The sequence below is a fragment of the Blastococcus sp. SYSU D00695 genome (genome assembly GCF_054050555.1).
Map to the genome: position 1 here is coordinate 1 of NZ_JBJGZP010000045.1, position 15,311 is coordinate 15,311.

A 15,311-nucleotide genomic window follows, 5' to 3' on the forward strand; every position below is an offset into this window, starting at 1 on the left:
GTGTGCGCCCAGGCCGCGTTCCCGGCCCCGGGACGCGGCCCCGGCGCACACGCTCGGGGGTGGGGGACCGCTAGTCGCGGAAGACGAGCGCGCCCTCGACCGCGCGCACGACCTCGTCCCAGTCGGCTCGCAGCACGGCGGCGTCCTCGGCGCGCAGCGTCGCCTGCGGGTCGCGGTCGGCGCGGGCCAGTGCCCGGCCCAGCGGTGCCGGCGGGGTGAGCAGCTCGTCGACGCGGCCGAGACCGGCGTACTCGGCGACGTCTCGCGCGCCCTCCACGGGCGGCAGCAGCGCCTCGTGCTGCACCAGCCCCGCTGCGCCGTCGGCCACCTCGGCCAGCACCTCGGCCAGCTCGGTGAGGTCGTAGCGGTCCTGCTCGGCCGGCAGCGGCGCCACGTCGGTCGCCGCCACCTCGGGCCAGGAGGCGATGCCGGTGAGGTCGTGCTCCTCGTCGCCGGCGCAGAAGCGGGACAGCTCGGCGGGGGAGGCGAAGAGGAAGACCTCGCCGTCGCGGCCGAGGAAGCGGGCCTCGTCCTCGACGTAGCAACGCAGGGTCAGCCCGGCGCCCTCGGGGACGACGAGCTCGACCGGCAGGATGCCGACGCCCTCCCAGAACGGCGCGGCGGCGGCCACGGCGGCCGGGGCCGCGGTGATCCGGCTGCCCCCGCGGATCGTGCTGGTGCCCGGAGCGGCGGGGGTGTCGGCGGCAGGGGTGTCGGAGGCAGGGGCCGCGGCCGCCGAGGTGGCGGTGGCACCGGCGGCCGGACGGGCGTCCCGGTCGGCGTCGTCGTCCTCGTCGTCGTCGATCTCGTCACCGAGGTCGTCGTCACCGAGGTCGTCGTCGCGGGCCTCGCTCGCCGCCGGGTAGTCCTCGATCCGCGCGGTGCCCGCGCCGGTCCAGTCCAGGTGGGCCGACAGCTCCTCGAGCACGTCCTCCCACAGCTCGTCCAGCGCCGACCCCATGCCGACCCACGCGTCCTCGCCCGCCCGACCGGCGAAGGCGTCCACGCCCAGGCCCAGCGAGCCCACCTCGGGCCGGGACACCAGCTCGGCCAGCGCGGAGAACTGGCCGCCCCGTCCGCCCCCGTCCGACGGGCGTGCGTCGAGCTCCACGTCGGGGTCGACGGCACGGTCGTCGTCCTCCTCGGCGTCCAGGTCGTCGTCGAGCTCCTCGTCGAGGTCGTCGTCGTCCTCGTCGCTGGTGTCGAGGCACTCGGCCAGCGCCCGGACGATGTCGATCGTCGCGGCGAGCTCCTCCACCGCCCAGCGGTCGGGGTCGTCGGCGGCGACGTCGTACACGCCGTCGAGGTCGTAGCGGTGGTCGTCGTCCGGCGTCAGGTCCGCGGCGCCCAGCCCCGTCACCACCGGCCACACGGGGTGGTCGGCGAGGTCGTGGTCGGTCGCGGTGCGGCAGAACGACGCGAGGGCGGCGGGGCTGGGGAAGAGGTGCACCCGGGCCGTGTCGTCCTCGGTCGTGCCGAGGAACGCCTGCCACTCCTCGCCGTCCTCCTCCCACGGCGGCGCCCAGAGGGTGTACCCGGTCCGGTCGTCGAGGGTGAGGGCGATGGGGACGATGCTGGGCCTGGCCACCCGCCCATCCTGCCGGGTGGACCCGCGACCGCGCCCCGGGGATGCCGATTCGTTCCAACGGCCCCGCTGCAGGGGCCCGCCACGAGCTCGCGAGTGGTGGGGGGCAGCGGGGTCCTTCCTCAGAACCCCTTCGGGTGCCACACCGTCTTGGTCTCGAGGAACGTGCGCATCCGGCCGAGACCGGGGTCGCCGGTCCAGTCCGGCTCGGCGGCCGGCGGGCGCAGCACCCGCTTGATGCTGCCCGCCGCCTCGCGCTCCAGCTCCATCGCGCGGTCGGCGGGGGCGCCGGTGAGGTCGACGGCGTCGACGTCGTCGTGCTCGGCCAGCCACGGGCCCAGCTCGCCGGCGTCGCCGGTGAGGAGGTTGACCACGCCCGCGGGCACGTCGCTGGTCGCCAGCACCTCGCCGAGGGTGACGGCGGGCAGCGGCCGCTCCCGCGAGGTGACGACGACGGCGGTGTTGCCGCCGGCGAGCACCGGGGCGAGCACGCTCACCAGGCCCAGCAGCGACGACCGCTGCGGGGCGAGCACCGCGACGACCCCGGTCGGCTCGGGCAGCGAGAAGTCGAAGTACGGGCCGGCGACCGGGTTGGCGCTGCCGAGGACGGCGGCCAGCTTGTCGGTCCAGCCGGCGTACCAGACCCAGCGGTCGATGGCGGCGTCGACGGCGGCCCGGGCCCGGCCCGTCGACAACCCCTCGCCGGCGGCGACCTCCTCGCAGAACTGCGCGTGCCGGCCCTCCATCACCTCCGCGACCCGGTAGAGCACCTGGCCGCGGTTGTAGGCGGTGGCTCCGGACCACGTCGCGAACGCGCCGCGGGCGGCCACGACGGCGTCCCGGGCGTCCTTGCGCGAGGCCCACGCGGCGTTGGCGAGGAACGCGCCCTTGGCGTCGCGCACCTCGTAGGTCCGTCCGGACTCCGAGCGGGGGAACGCGCCGTTCACGTAGAGCTTGTAGGTCTTGCGGACCGCGAGCCGTTCGTTGCCGATCACTGCCCGTCCTCGCTGTCCATGGGTCGCTCCCGCACTCGCTCCGCTCCTCGCTCGCTGGCGCTCGCTGCGATGCTCACTCGCTGTCCGCTCCCGTGCTCATGAGGTAGGCGGCCAGCCCGTGCCGGCCGCCCTCGCGGCCGTAGCCGGACTGCTTGTAGCCGCCGAACGGCGACGTCGGGTCGAACTGGTTGAACGTGTTGGCCCACACCACGCCGGCGCGCAGCCGGTCGGCGACCGCGAGGATCCGCGAGCCCTTCTCCGACCAGATGCCGGCCGACAGCCCGTAGGTGGAGTTGTTGGCCTTGGCGATCGCCTCGTCGGGAGTGCGGAAGGTGAGCACCGACAGGACCGGGCCGAACACCTCGTCGCGGGCGATCCGGTTCGCCGTCGAGACGCCGGTGAACACCGTTGGCGGGAACCAGAAGCCGCGGTCGGGCAGGTCGCAGGCCGGCTGCCAGCGGGTGGCGCCCTCGGCCTCACCGGCGTCGGACAGCTCGCGGATGCGCTGCAGCTGCTCCGCGGAGTTGATCGCGCCGAGGTCGGTGTTCTTGTCCAGCGGGTCACCGACGCGCAGGGTGCCGATCCGCCGCTGCAGCGCCTCGATGACCTCGTCGTGCACGTTCTCCTGCACCAGCAGCCGGGAGCCCGCGCAGCAGACGTGGCCCTGGTTGAAGAAGATGCCCTGCACGATGCCCTCGACGGCCTGGTCGACGGGGGCGTCGTCGAACACGATGTTCGCCGCCTTGCCGCCCAGCTCCAGGGTCAGCTTCTTCCGCGTGCCGGCCACCGCCCGGGCGATGGAGCGGCCGACCTCGGTGGAGCCGGTGAACGCCACCTTGTCGACGTCGGGGTGCTCCACCACGGCCCGTCCGGTCTCCCCGGCGCCGGTCACGATGTTCACCACGCCCGGCGGGAGGTCGGCCTGGCGGCACACCTCGGCGAACAGCAGCGCGGTCAGCGGGGTGGTCTCGGCCGGCTTGAGGACGACGGTGTTGCCGGTGGCCAGCGCGGGCGCGACCTTCCACGCCAGCATCAGCAGCGGGAAGTTCCACGGGATGACCTGCCCGGCCACGCCCAGCGGCCGCGGGGCCGGCCCGAGGCCCGCGTGCTCGAGCTTGTCGGCCCAGCCCGCGTGGTAGAAGAAGTGCGCCGCGGCCAGGGGCACGTCGACGTCGCGGGACTCGCGGATCGGCTTGCCGTTGTCCAGCGACTCCAGGACGGCGAACTCCCGCGCCCGCTCCTGCAGCAGCCGGGCGATGCGGAACAGGTACTTGCCGCGGTCGGCGGGGCGCATCGGGCCCCAGACGCGGGTGAACGCCCGGCGGGCGGCCTTCACGGCGCGGTCGACGTCGGCGTCGGTGCCGACGGCGACCTCGCTGAGCACCTCCTCGGTCGCCGGGTTGACCGTCTTCATGGCCTCGCCGGAGCCGTCGACGAACTCGCCGTCGACGAACAGGCCGTAGCTGGCGCGGACGTCGACGATCGAGCGGGACTCGGGGGCCGGGGCGTACTGGAACGGGCTGCCCGAGGGCTGGGCCGGGCCGGGCGGAGGAGTGGTCACAGTCAGTCCACCGAGACGTGGTCGGGGCCGGAGTAGTGGCCGGTGCGGAGCTTCTGCCGCTGCAGGAGCAGGTCGTTGAGCAGGCTGGACGCGCCGATGCGGAACCAGTCGGGGGTGAGCCAGTCGGGGCCGGCGGTCTCGTTGACCAGCACGAGGTGCCTGATCGCGTCCTTCGTCGTCCGGATGCCGCCGGCGGGCTTGACGCCGACCTGGCGGCCGGTGGCGGCGCGGAAGTCGCGGACCGCCTCCATCATCACCAGGCACACCGGGAGCGTCGCGGCGGGGGAGACCTTGCCGGTGGAGGTCTTGATGAAGTCGCCGCCGGCGAGCATCGCCAGCCAGGAGGCGCGGCGGACGGCGTCGAGGGTGACCAGCTCGCCGGTCTCCAGGATGACCTTGAGGTGCGCGCCGCCGCAGGCCTCCTTCACGGCGACGATCTCGTCGAACACGTCGAGGTAGCGGCCGGAGAGGAACGCGCCGCGGTCGATGACCATGTCGATCTCGTCGGCGCCGTTGGCGACCGCGTCGCGGACGTCGGCGAGCTTCACCCCCAGGCTGGCGCGGCCGCTGGGGAAGGCGGTGGCGACGGCGGCGACGTTGATCCCGGTGCCGGTCAGCGCCTCCTTGGCGACGCCGGCCAGGTCGCCGTAGACGCAGACCGCGGCGACCGGCGGGCAGCCGGGGTCGCTCGGGTCGGGGCGGCGGGCCTTGGCGGCGAGCGACCGGACCTTGCCGGGGGTGTCGGCACCCTCGAGCGTGGTCAGGTCGACCATCGAGATCGCGGTGTCGATCGCCCAGGCCTTCGCCGTCGTCTTGATCGACCGGGTCCCGAGGACCGCGACGCGCGACTGCGCGCCCACCTGGTCGACACCGGGCAGGCCGTGCAGGAAGGCGCGGAAGGCCGAGTCGGAGCGGGTCACGTCCGCGTACGGCGCCGGGGGCTCGCGCCGCGGCGGGGTCCCCGCCACCGGTGTCTGCGGATCGAGCACGTGCGTCATGCCGGCCATTCTCCCTCGCCATCGGCGGCTGTCCCGCCCACACTCACCCGGCCGGGGCGGACCCGCCCGGGCGACGTCGGGAGGGCGGTCCGGTGCAGGGGTGCGGTCCTGCACCGTGCAGGAGCGCCGTCCCGCACGGTCAGGCGGTGGGGACGGCGGCGAGCTGGTCGCGCAGGGCCTCGAGGTTGGCGCGCATCTGCGGGCGCATGTCCCGGTGCTGGGGGAGCAGCGCCCCGGTCAGCGCGCGCATCGGTGGGGGCAGCGGCCGGGTGATCGCGTAGGAGTGCGTGACCCGCGTGCCGTCCTCGGCCGGCTCGAGGTCGTAGCGCCAGGTCGTGGAGTCGGGCACGAGCGCCGTCGGCACGGTGCGGAAGGCGAAGGCCCGGCCGGGGTCGGCGACGAGCACCTCGCAGCGCCGGGACCAGCGGGTCGCCCACTGCGCCCGGTTCGACCCGCGGAAGACCGACCCGACCGACCCGGCGGCCGGACCCGGCAGCCAGACGGCGGTGTGGCACTCGGGGCTGCGCTCGCCGATGCGGGTCACGTCGGCGACGACGGCGTAGACGGCGGCGGCGTCGGCGGGGACCACGAGCTCGACGGAGCCGGCGGTGCGCCACGGGCGGCGGGTCACGGCCCGCACGGTGGACCGGCTCGGGCGTCCGGTCAAGGCACCTCCGCACCCCGGCCGCACCCCGGCGCGCCGGCCCACCCGCCACTCTGCGGGCGGTCTCGGCACGGCGCGGGCGGGATCCGGCCCGCAGGGTGGGGAGGACGCCCGCGGAGTGGAGGGTCACCGCCGCCACCGGTGACGGCGGCCGGCCACCGTCGGCGCCGGGCCCGGGCCGGTCGCGGCGCCCGGTCCCGACGACGGGGTGTCCGCGGGCGGTCCGGTCGCTACGGTGGCGCCCGTGCAGCTGACCGTCGTCGACCACCCGCTCGCCCGCGCCCGCCTGTCGCACATGCGCGACGAGCGCACCGACAACGCCAGCTTCCGCGCCGCCCTGCGTGACCTCACCCAGATGCTGGTCTACGAGGCCACCCGCGACCTCACCGTGGCCGAGGAGGAGGTCACCACCCCGGTCACGCGGACCACCGGCTACCGGGTCGCCGCCCCGCCGCTGATCGTGCCGGTGCTGCGCGCGGGCCTGGGCATGGCCGACGTCGCCCACCGCATGCTGCCCGAGTCGCAGATGGGCTTCGTCGGCCTGGCCCGCAACGAGCAGACCTTCCAGCCGGAGGCCTACATGGCCTCGCTGCCGGAGTCGCTGGTCGACCGGCACGTGTTCGTGCTCGACCCGATGCTGGCCACCGGCGGCTCGCTCGTGCACTGCTGCGGCCTGCTCACCGAGCGCGGCGCCACGGAGATCACCGTGCTGTGCGTGCTGGCCGCGCCCGAGGGGCTGCGCCGGCTGGAGGGCAGCGGCCTGCCGCTGCGGGTCTTCACCACCAGCGTCGACGAGGGGCTCGACGAGAACGCCTACATCGTGCCGGGCCTGGGCGACGCGGGGGACCGCCAGTTCGGGGCGGTCTGAGCCGGTGCGCTTCGCCGTCCTGGGCACCGGCACCTGGGCCCGGACCGTGCACGCGGCCGCGCTGGCCGCGCACCCCGACGCCGACCTCGTGGCCGTCTGGGGCCGGGACCGGCGCCGGGCGGAGGAGGCCGGCGCCGAGTTCGAGGTGCCCGGCACCGACGACTTGGACGCCGTCCTGGCCGGCGTCGACGCGGTGTCGATCGCGCTGCCGCCGGACGTGCAGGCGCCGCTGGCCGAGCGGGCCGCGGCGGCCGGGAAGCACCTGCTGCTGGAGAAGCCGACGGGGCTGAGCCTGCCGGTGGCCGACCGGCTGGCGGCCGCGGTCCGGGCGGCCGGCGTCGCGTCGGTCGTGTTCTTCACGTTCCGCTTCCAGGACGCCACGTCGACCTGGCTGGCGCAGGGCGCCCGCACCCGGCTGGCCGGCGGCTCGGGCACCTGGCTGGGCTCGCTGGCCGGCACGCCGTTCGCCGCGTCCGCCTGGCGGCAGGCGCACGGCGCGCTGTGGGACGTCGGCCCGCACGTGCTCTCCCTGCTCGTGCCCGCCCTCGGGCCGGTCGTCGCCGTGCAGGCCGCGGCGGGGCAGCGCGACACCGTGCACCTGGTGCTGCAGCACCCCGGCGGGGCCGCGAGCACCGTGACGGTGTCGCACACCGTCGCGCCGATGTCGGCGGGTGTGGAGGTCTACGTGCACGGCGACGCGGGCCGGCTGGTCCTGCTGCCGGAGCAGGACGCCGCGTTCGAGGCGTTCGGGCGGGCGGTCGACGACCTGCGGGCCGCGGCGCTCACCGGCGGCGCGCACCCGCTCGACGTGCACTTCGGCCGGGACGTCGTCGCCGTGCTGGCCGCCGCGGAGCGGGCCCTGGCCACCGGCTGCCGGGAGACCGTCGCGGGCTGACGCCGCGGCCGGTCAGAGCAGCGCGTCGGCCAGGGCGGGGAAGGAGCCGACCGACAGGTCCGCGTCCGGGTCGGTGGCCGGCTCGACGTCCCGGTCCCCGAACTCGTCGGGCCGGTGCACGTACGCCGTCCGCAGGCCCCGCGCGCGGGCCGCGGTCAGGTCGGAGACGTGCGCGGCGACCATGAGCACCTGCGCCGGCCGCAGCCCGAGCAACCGCGGGGCGGAGTCGTAGACCTCCGGGTCGGGCTTGTAGTGGCCGACCACCTCCGCGCCGAGGACGGCGTCCCACGGCAGGCGGTTGCGGCGGGCGAGCGCCACCTGCAGGGCGACGCCGCCGTTGGACAGCGGCGCGAGCACGTACCGCCGCGACAGCCGGGTCAGCCCCGCGACGGCGTCGGGCCAGGCGTCGAGCCGGTGCCAGGCCAGCACCAGCTCGTCGCGCACCGCGTCGGGGACGTCGGCCGCCCCGTGCGCGGCGAGGACGGTGTCGAGGGACTCGCGGTGCAGCACGTCCAGCGGCACGAACGGGCGGCGTCCGCTGCGGACCTCGTCCATCGACGGGGTGTAGCGGCCGCGCCAGTCGTCGGCGAGGCGCAGCGGGTCGAGGGCGCCGTCCCGGTCCCCGAGCAGCCGGCGCACCTCGCGGGCCACGCCGGAGCGCCAGTCCACGACCGTGCCGAACACGTCGAAGACCAGGGCCCGGACGTCCCCGCCGTCGTCCGTCACAGGCCCAGTGCCGTCGACATCTCGGCCCGCAGGTCGTCGAGCTCGTCCGCGCCGCGCCCGCGGGCGCCGACGATGCCGGCGTCGTCGTGCACGGGGACGACGGTCTCCAGGTAGGCCTTGAGCTTGGGCTCGGTGCCGCTGGGCCGGACGACGACGCGGACGCCCTCCCCGAGCAGGCGCACGGCGTCCACCGGCGGGTCGGCGTCGGCCAGGTCGGTCGCGGTGACCGGCCGGCCCAGCAGCGTGGCCGGCGGGTGAGCGCGCAGCCGGGCCATCGCCCCGGAGATCAGCGAGAGGTCCTCCACCCGCACCGAGAGCTGCCCGGTGGCGAACAGCCCGTGCTCGCGGGCGAGCTCGTCGAGCCGGTCCAGGAGCGTGCGCCCGGACGCCTTCAACTCCGCGGCGAGCAGCGCCACGGCCAGTGCCGCGGACATGCCGTCCTTGTCGCGGACGACGTCGGGGGCGACGGCGTAGCCCAGCGCCTCCTCGTAGCCGAAGACCAGCGGCGACGCCTCGCCGCCGGCGCGGATGATCCACTTGAAGCCGGTCGGGGTCTCGGCGAAGGGCACCCCGTGCGCCTGCGCGAGCGCCGCCAGCAGCGAGCCGCTGACCAGCGAGGCGGCGTAGGTGCCGCGCACGCCGCGGCGCAGCAGCCAGTCGGCCAGCAGCGCCCCCACCTCGTCGCCGGTGAGCTGGCGGCCGCCGCAGACGACCGAGCAGCGGTCGGCGTCGGGGTCCTGGGCGATGGCGACGTCCGCGCCGGTGCGGTCGGCGAGCGCGAGGAGCAGGTCGACGGCGCCGGGCTCCTCGGGGTTGGGGAAGGCGACGGTCGGGAAGCGCGGGTCCGGGGCGTCCTGCGCGGCGACGGCGGCCGGCTCGGCGAACCCCGCGGCGGCGAACAGGGTCCGGGTGAGGTCGGCGCCCACCCCGTGCATGGCGGTGTAGGCCACCCGCAGCGCGGCGCGGTCGGCGGCGGGCACCCGGTCCGGCTGCAGGGCGCGCAGGACCGCGGCGACGTAGTCGGCCGCGACGTCGTCGCCGAGGGTGAGCCACTCGTCGGACAGCGGCACCTGCGCCGCGGGTCCGGCCGCGGCGATCGCGGCCTCGATGTCGTGGTCGGCCGGCGGCACGAGCTGGGCGCCGTCGGCGAGGTAGACCTTGTAGCCGTTGTCGCCGGGCGGGTTGTGGCTGGCGGTGACCATCACCCCGGCGACGCAGCCCAGGTGCCGGACGGCGAAGGCCAGCAGCGGGGTGGGCAGCGGCCGGGGGAGGACCTGCACCGCGAAGCCGGCCGCCGACAGCACCGCCGCGGAGATCCGCGCGAACTCGTCGGAGCGGCGGCGGGCGTCGAAGCCGATCGCGATGCCGCCGCCGGCGTGCCCGGTGTCGTGCAGGTGCCGGGCCAGCCCCGCCGCGGCGCGGGTCACGACGGCCGCGTTCATCCCCGCCGGCCCCGCGCGCAGCGGGCCGCGCAGCCCGGCGGTGCCGAACACCAGCGGGCCGGCGAAGCGGCGGCCCAGTTCCGCCGCGGCGCCGGGGTCGCCGGCCGCGGCGGCGACCAGCGCCTCGATCTCGGCGCGGTCGCCCGCGTGCGGGTCGGCGGCCGCCCAGGCCCGGGCCTGCGCCAGCAGCGGCTCCGGCGCGGTCACGGCAGCCGCGACACCAGGTCGACGAGGAAGCGGCCGAGGTCCGCGGCGGCCTCCTTGCCGGCGGCGAGGACCTCCAGGTGGTCCAGGGCCTCCCCGGTGATGCCGGCCGCGGCGTTCGTGACCATCGACAGGCCCAGCACCTCGACCCCGGCGGCGCGGGCGGCGATCGCCTCCAGCGCCGTGGACATCCCGACCAGGTCGGCGCCCAGGGCGCGCAGCATGCGGATCTCCGCCGGCGTCTCGAAGTGCGGGCCGGGCAGGGCCGCGTACACGCCCTCCGCGAGCGTCGGGTCCAGCTCGCGGGCGATCGCGCGGAGCCGCGCGGAGTACAGGTCGGTGAGGTCGACGAAGGTCGCGCCGACCAGCGGGGAGCGCGCGGTGAGGTTCAGGTGGTCGCTGATCAGCACCGGCTGCCCGACGCGGTGCTCGGGCGCGAGGCCGCCGGCGGCGTTGGTGAGGACGACGGTGCGCACCCCCGCGGCCGCCGCGGTGCGGACGCCGTGCACGACCGGCTCGACCCCGCGGCCCTCGTACAGGTGGGTGCGGCCGAGGAACAGCAGCACCTTGTGCCCGCCGACCCGCACCGAGCGGATCTCGCCGCCGTGGCCGGCGACGACGGGGGCGGAGAAACCGGGGAGGCGGTCGATCGCGACGCTCGCCTCGGCCGCGCCGAACGCCTCGGCGGCGGCGGCCCACCCCGAGCCCATGACGACGGCGATGTCGTGGTCCCCGCCGAGCGCGGACGTCAGGGCCGAGGCGGCCTGCTGGGAGAGGGAGGCGGGATCGGGTCCGGCGGGCGCGTCGCTCACGGGCCGACGCTAACGCAGGGGGTTCCGGGCGGGCGGGTGCAGAACCTCCCCGCGCAGCGCCGGTGCCACCTACCCTGCGCCCCGCCCGCGGCGGCCGCCGTGGCCGCCGACGCCCTCCGGAGGTCCCCCGATGTCCCGCGCACGGTCGTTTCCGATCGCCGTCGCCGTCCTCGCCACCGTCGGGCTGGCCGGCTGCGTCTCCTCGGTGGAGGGCCGGGTGCAGGCGGTGGGCGGGGGCGCCGATGAGTCGGTCATCGCCGACCCGCCGTACGCGTTCGGGCCCCTGGACGAGCTGACGGAGACGGCCTCCGCCGCGGACGTCGCCGGGCCGGACGCCGAGATCTTCGATGTCGGGGTGGCCGACGGCGGCCGGGCCGTGCTGCTGCTGGCCGCCGACGACGGCCCGCTGCAGGTGGCGCGCGACGCGCCGGGCGGCTGGCGGTCCAACGACCTCCCCGGGCTGGGCGAGATCGACGGTGGCGACTCGCAGCTCGCGGTGGCCGACGACGGGACGGCCGTCGTCGTCACCCGGGAGCGGGACGTCCTGGTCGTGTCCGCGGTGTCCCCGGCCGGTGACGTCGACACCGCCGAGGTGGCCGACGCGCTCCTGGCCGAGCGCGAGGTGCTGACGTGGGGGCTGTCCCGGGACGGCGCGACCCTCGTGGCGGCGGTCGGGACCGGCGCGGGCGACGCGTGGACGCTGCTGGCGGTCGACGTTCCCAGCGGGGAGGTCACCGCGCGGCAGGAGTTGCCGTTCCCCGGCGCGCCCGGGGCCTCGGTGGCGCACGTCGCCGTCGGCAGGGAGCAGGTCGTCCTGGTGGCCGACGTGGAGACCGAGCCGTCGGGCACCGCGCAGACGTCGGTGCTGCGCCGGTTCACCCCCGACCTCGAGCCGGTCGACGAGGTGGCGCTGTCGGCGGGGACGTCGAACGTCGGCCCGCTGACCCTGGACGACGGCGGGACCGCGTACGTCGCGCTGGTGGAGGGCGGGGTCCAGGCGCCGGAGCCCACGCTGCAGGTGCTCGAGGTGCGGCTGACGGCGACCGAACCGCTCGTCGCTGCCTCATTCCCGGGGCTGGACTACGTGCGCTCCCTCGACGTCGATCCGATCGGCCGCTACGGCTACCTGGGCGGCCTGACCAACGGCGCCACCGGCACGGCGCTCACGGTGACGGCGGTGGACCTGGGGGGTGGTGGCGACGAGCCGCGGGTCGTGCCGGTGTGCGACGACGGTCTGTTCCGCGACGCCGCGATCGACACCGGCGCCGGCGGCCTGGTGGCGATCGGGGAATGCGCCCGCCCCGGCGGCGGGGCGGAGTGGCAGGCCTGGTCGATCCGCTGACTCTTGACCGCTGACTCTCGACCGCTGACTGACGGCCTCTGCCGGCCGGTCCACGGCGCTGCGGCCCGGTCGCCGCGCACCGGAGGCCGTCCGGGTGCCCCCGTGCCGGAGTCGAGGGCTTCGTCCGCTCGGGCGATGGCACGCCGACCGCCCCCGCGGACGGTGTCCGTGGGGGTGGTCGGCGGGCTGTGGCCCTGGAGAGGTCCCGGTCCTGAAGGTCCGGCCCGGCCGGAGGGGCCGGTCAGACGGGGACCAGGTACTCCATCCGGTCGGTCTGGCCGGCGGGTTCTCGTGCCTGCTCGCCAAGGGCTGGTGCCGCCTCGGGAGTTGGGATCTGGCCAGCGTCCGGGGTCCCGCTGCGTTCCGGGATCACCTCGACCGGAGCAGGCGCCGGTTCATCGGTTGGTTGCCGGTGGTCGTGGCGGGGGTGGATCTCGGTGCCGTCGGGGCGGTAGGTGTGCCAGACGCCGTCGGTGTCGCGTTCGATGGTGAATCCGGAGTGGACCTTGCCGTGGTGGCGTTCGCACAGCAGTGCGGTGTTGTCCAGGGTGGTCTCGCCGCCGAAGGCCCAGTGGATGACGTGGTGGGCTTCGCACCAGTGGGCGGGGGCATCGCAGCCGGCGAACACGCAGCCCTTGTCGCGCAGGTCCAGCAGGTGCCGGAGTGCGGCGGGCACGATGCGGACGTCCCGGCCGCGGTCGATGGGTTGCCCGTGCGGGCCCATGACGATGCGGGCGACGGTGGAGTCGCAGGCCAGCCAGCGGGCCCGGGCGGCGGAGATGGTGGCCCCGAACCCCATGGTGGCGGCGGTCTTGCCGGCCGCGGGATCGACCAGGTCGGCCAGGCCCAGCACGGCGGCGATGCCGGGGCGGCGGGTGCGCTGCACCGGCACCGAGCCGGCGGCCAGCAGCAGGTCGGCGGCCTGCACCAGCGCGTCGGCGCGGACCTGGGCGGGGGTGCGGTCGTCGCCGGCGGTGCGGGAGACCGCGGCGATCGGTTCGAGCACCGCCTTGACCTTCTCCCCACCGACGGCGTCCAGTTCGCCGCGGACGGTGACGGTGCCGTCGGGGTGGGTGAGCAGGCACAGGCTGCGGTGGAGGACCGGGTCGGGTTCGGGCCCGTCGGGGTCCAGCCGCGCCCGGTAGCCGGCCACGGCCTGGGCGAGCACGATGTGCGGCTGCCCGGCGGCGATGGCGGCCAGCGCCGCCTCCACCTCCCCGACGTCCACGCCGGCGTCGGCGGCGGCGGCCAGCGCGGCCGGCGCGACGATCGGGGCGATCGCGGTCACCTGGTCCACCCCGATCGTGCCGGCGGCGAACGCCGCCGCGGTGGCCGGCAGCGACTCCAGGGCGCGGCCGCGGCGCACCAGCGCGGCGGCGCTGTCGTGCCGCAGGCCGGTGTGAGTGCGCAGCCAGGCGGCCATGGTGGGCAGCCCGTCGTGCTCGCACGCCCCCCGCGCGTCGGCGGCGCGCACCGCGGCGGTCAGCCGCGCGGCCAGCCGGTGGGACTGGGCGACCAGCGCGGCCACCTCGGCCAGCAGCACCCCGTCCGGCAGCCCGTGCAGCCGCTCCGGATCGCTGCCACCCTCGCCCGAACACATGTACGAAGGATACCGGTCCGGGCGTCACTCTGCAGCACGAATCCCCAGGTCAAATGCCTGTCCACAGATGCCAGGAGGAGCTTGACAGCTGCCCCCGAACCCCCGAGGCGACGGGGGGTCCTGCGTGCGTCTCCTCCGGAACGGGCGCGGCGGTGGCGGGCCGGGACCATGAGGCGACCGCTCACCCGAGCGCCGCCCGCCGTTCGCCCACCGGACCCCCGGCCGTCGCCGCGGCTCATCAGGGTCGGGGAGATCCCAGCCACCGCATGACCCCAGCCCCCGAACCAGGAGTCTTCGCGTGCCCTCCCGCTCCGCCCGCCTGCTCGCCGCCGCCGTCCCCGCCGCGGCCCTGCTCGTCTCCGCCGCCGTGGCCCCGGCCGCGGCGGCGCCGCCCGCGCGCACCTTCACCGCGCTGTCGACGATCGACGTCGACGGCGAGGTGGCCGAGATCCTCTCGGCCACCCCCGACGGCCGCACGGTCGTCTACACCGACTCCGCGGCCGGTGCGATCGGCCTGGTCGACGTCTCGCGCCCGGAGCGGCCGCGGCAGCTGGGCACGATCCCCGTGGCGGGCGAGCCGACCTCGGTGGCCGTGACCCCGGACGGGCGGCGCGCCCTGGTCGTGACCGACACCAGCGCCTCGTCCACCGCCCCCTCGGGGGCGCTGCTCGTCGTGGACCTGCGCACGCGGACCGTGCTGCGCACCCTCGACCTGGGCGGCCAGCCGGACTCGGTCGCGGTGGGCCCGGACGGGCGGTACGCCGCGGTGGCCATCGAGAACCAGCGGGACGAGGAGGTCGTGGTCGACGGCGTCGAGGGCGGCCTGCCCCAGGCCCCGGCCGGCTTCCTGGCGGTCGTCGAGCTGCGCGGGCCGGTCGAGCGCTGGTCGGTGGGCCGGGTCGAGCTGACCGGCCTGGCCGGCGCCGCGTTCCCCGGGGACCCCGAGCCCGAGTACGTCGACATCGACCGCGCCAACGTCGCCGCGGTGACGCTGCAGGAGAACAACGCGGTCGCCCTCGTCGACCTGGGCCGGCGGGCCGTCGTCGGCTCCTTCTCGACCGGCACCGTCACCCGCACGGACGCCGACACCGTGGACGACGACGTCGCCTCCTTCGACGACCCGCTCACCGCGCCCCGCGAGCCGGACGCCGTGCAGTGGACCCCGGACGGCCACCTGGTCACCGCCGACGAGGGCGACCTCGCCGCCGAGCCCAGCGGTGGCCGGGGCTGGACGGTGTTCTCCCGGACCGGTGAGGTGCTGTTCTCCTCCGGCGGCTCCGCCGAGCAGGCGCTGGCCGCGGCCGGTCGCTACCCCGACGGCCGCAGCGACGACAAGGGCGCGGAGTTCGAGGGCGCCGAGGTCGCCACGATCCGCGGGACGACGTACGCCTTCATCGGCTCCGAGCGCGGCGACGCGGTGCTCGTGTACCGGTTCGCCGACGAGCGCGCCCCGCAGCTGCTGCAGGTGCTGCCCACCGGCGAGGCGCCGGAGGGGCTGCTCGCCCTCCCGGGTCGCGGCCTGTTCCTCACCAGCAACGAGGACGACGGCACGATCTCGGTCTTCGGTCCGTCCCGCTCCTGAGGCCCGCGCCGCCCACCTCCGCGCGGGGGTGGGCGGC

General features: G+C 76.4%; 13 protein-coding genes. 4 read left to right on the forward strand and 9 right to left on the reverse strand.

Annotation, left to right across the window (positions count from 1 at the left end):
* Window positions 1–70 precede the first annotated feature (70 nt).
* The 5 genes from ACI781_RS18445 to ACI781_RS18465 all read right to left on the reverse strand — a co-directional run bounded on the left by ACI781_RS18445 (window position 71) and on the right by ACI781_RS18465 (window position 5,770).
* Entirely contained in the window at window positions 71–1,588 is a 1,518-nt protein-coding gene (locus ACI781_RS18445) for a hypothetical protein (protein ID WP_456567586.1), read from the reverse strand.
* Window positions 1,589–1,707: 119 nt separating this feature from the next.
* Window positions 1,708–2,580: an aldehyde dehydrogenase family protein gene (locus ACI781_RS18450; protein WP_456567587.1), complete on the reverse strand. Its 873-nt coding sequence runs from the start codon at window positions 2,578–2,580 to the stop codon at window positions 1,708–1,710.
* Between the two features lie 73 nt (window positions 2,581–2,653).
* A complete protein-coding gene (locus tag ACI781_RS18455; RefSeq protein ID WP_456567588.1) occupies window positions 2,654–4,141 on the reverse strand; it encodes an aldehyde dehydrogenase family protein in 1,488 nt (495 codons plus the stop codon).
* 2 nt (window positions 4,142–4,143) lie between these two features.
* Entirely contained in the window at window positions 4,144–5,139 is a 996-nt protein-coding gene (deoC, locus tag ACI781_RS18460; RefSeq protein ID WP_456567589.1) for a deoxyribose-phosphate aldolase, read from the reverse strand.
* 139 nt (window positions 5,140–5,278) lie between these two features.
* Window positions 5,279–5,770 (reverse strand): SRPBCC family protein, encoded by a 492-nt coding sequence (locus ACI781_RS18465; RefSeq protein ID WP_456567590.1) that lies wholly within the window; start codon window positions 5,768–5,770, stop codon window positions 5,279–5,281.
* Window positions 5,771–6,047: 277 nt separating this feature from the next.
* On the opposite strand from ACI781_RS18465, the gene upp reads away from it, so the two are divergent.
* The gene (gene upp / locus ACI781_RS18470; protein ID WP_456567591.1) at window positions 6,048–6,671 is read left to right on the forward strand and encodes a uracil phosphoribosyltransferase; all 624 of its coding nucleotides are present in this window, start codon (window positions 6,048–6,050) and stop codon (window positions 6,669–6,671) included.
* Window positions 6,672–6,675: 4 nt separating this feature from the next.
* Window positions 6,676–7,566, forward strand: coding sequence for a Gfo/Idh/MocA family protein (locus ACI781_RS18475; RefSeq protein WP_456567592.1), 891 nt, complete (start codon window positions 6,676–6,678; stop codon window positions 7,564–7,566).
* Between the two features lie 12 nt (window positions 7,567–7,578).
* On the opposite strand, the gene ACI781_RS18480 is transcribed toward ACI781_RS18475, so the two are convergent.
* The 3 genes from ACI781_RS18480 to ACI781_RS18490 are packed head-to-tail and all read right to left on the reverse strand — an operon-like array spanning window position 7,579 to window position 10,750.
* The gene (locus tag ACI781_RS18480) at window positions 7,579–8,292 is read right to left on the reverse strand and encodes a haloacid dehalogenase type II (protein ID WP_456567593.1); all 714 of its coding nucleotides are present in this window, start codon (window positions 8,290–8,292) and stop codon (window positions 7,579–7,581) included.
* Window positions 8,289–9,941 (reverse strand): phospho-sugar mutase, encoded by a 1,653-nt coding sequence (locus ACI781_RS18485; RefSeq protein WP_456567594.1) that lies wholly within the window; start codon window positions 9,939–9,941, stop codon window positions 8,289–8,291. The genes ACI781_RS18480 and ACI781_RS18485 overlap by 4 nt, the downstream gene beginning before the upstream one ends.
* Window positions 9,938–10,750 (reverse strand): purine-nucleoside phosphorylase, encoded by an 813-nt coding sequence (locus tag ACI781_RS18490; protein ID WP_456567595.1) that lies wholly within the window; start codon window positions 10,748–10,750, stop codon window positions 9,938–9,940. Before ACI781_RS18490 ends, ACI781_RS18485 begins: the two co-directional genes overlap by 4 nt.
* 130 nt (window positions 10,751–10,880) lie before the next feature.
* Here ACI781_RS18490 and ACI781_RS18495 point away from each other — a divergent pair, with 130 nt between their 5' ends.
* Window positions 10,881–12,092, forward strand: a complete 1,212-nt coding sequence (locus ACI781_RS18495) for a hypothetical protein (RefSeq protein WP_456567596.1) — start codon at window positions 10,881–10,883, stop codon at window positions 12,090–12,092.
* 241 nt (window positions 12,093–12,333) lie between these two features.
* Here the strand turns inward: ACI781_RS18495 and ACI781_RS18500 are convergent, their stop codons facing one another.
* Window positions 12,334–13,692, reverse strand: coding sequence for a DUF222 domain-containing protein (locus tag ACI781_RS18500; protein ID WP_456567597.1), 1,359 nt, complete (start codon window positions 13,690–13,692; stop codon window positions 12,334–12,336).
* A 298-nt stretch (window positions 13,693–13,990) separates the two neighbouring features.
* Here ACI781_RS18500 and ACI781_RS18505 point away from each other — a divergent pair, with 298 nt between their 5' ends.
* The gene (locus ACI781_RS18505; protein WP_456567598.1) at window positions 13,991–15,274 is read left to right on the forward strand and encodes a hypothetical protein; all 1,284 of its coding nucleotides are present in this window, start codon (window positions 13,991–13,993) and stop codon (window positions 15,272–15,274) included.
* Window positions 15,275–15,311 lie beyond the last annotated feature (37 nt).

What these genes read in the sequence shown, in the direction of transcription:
- deoC (WP_456567589.1), bottom strand. Translation starts at nt 5,139, where the DNA reads ATGACGCACGTGCTCGATCCGCAGACACCGGTGGCGGGGACCCCGCCG.
- ACI781_RS18495 (WP_456567596.1), top strand. Translation starts at nt 10,881, where the DNA reads ATGTCCCGCGCACGGTCGTTTCCGATCGCCGTCGCCGTCCTCGCCACC.
- ACI781_RS18500 (WP_456567597.1), bottom strand. Translation starts at nt 13,692, where the DNA reads ATGTGTTCGGGCGAGGGTGGCAGCGATCCGGAGCGGCTGCACGGGCTG.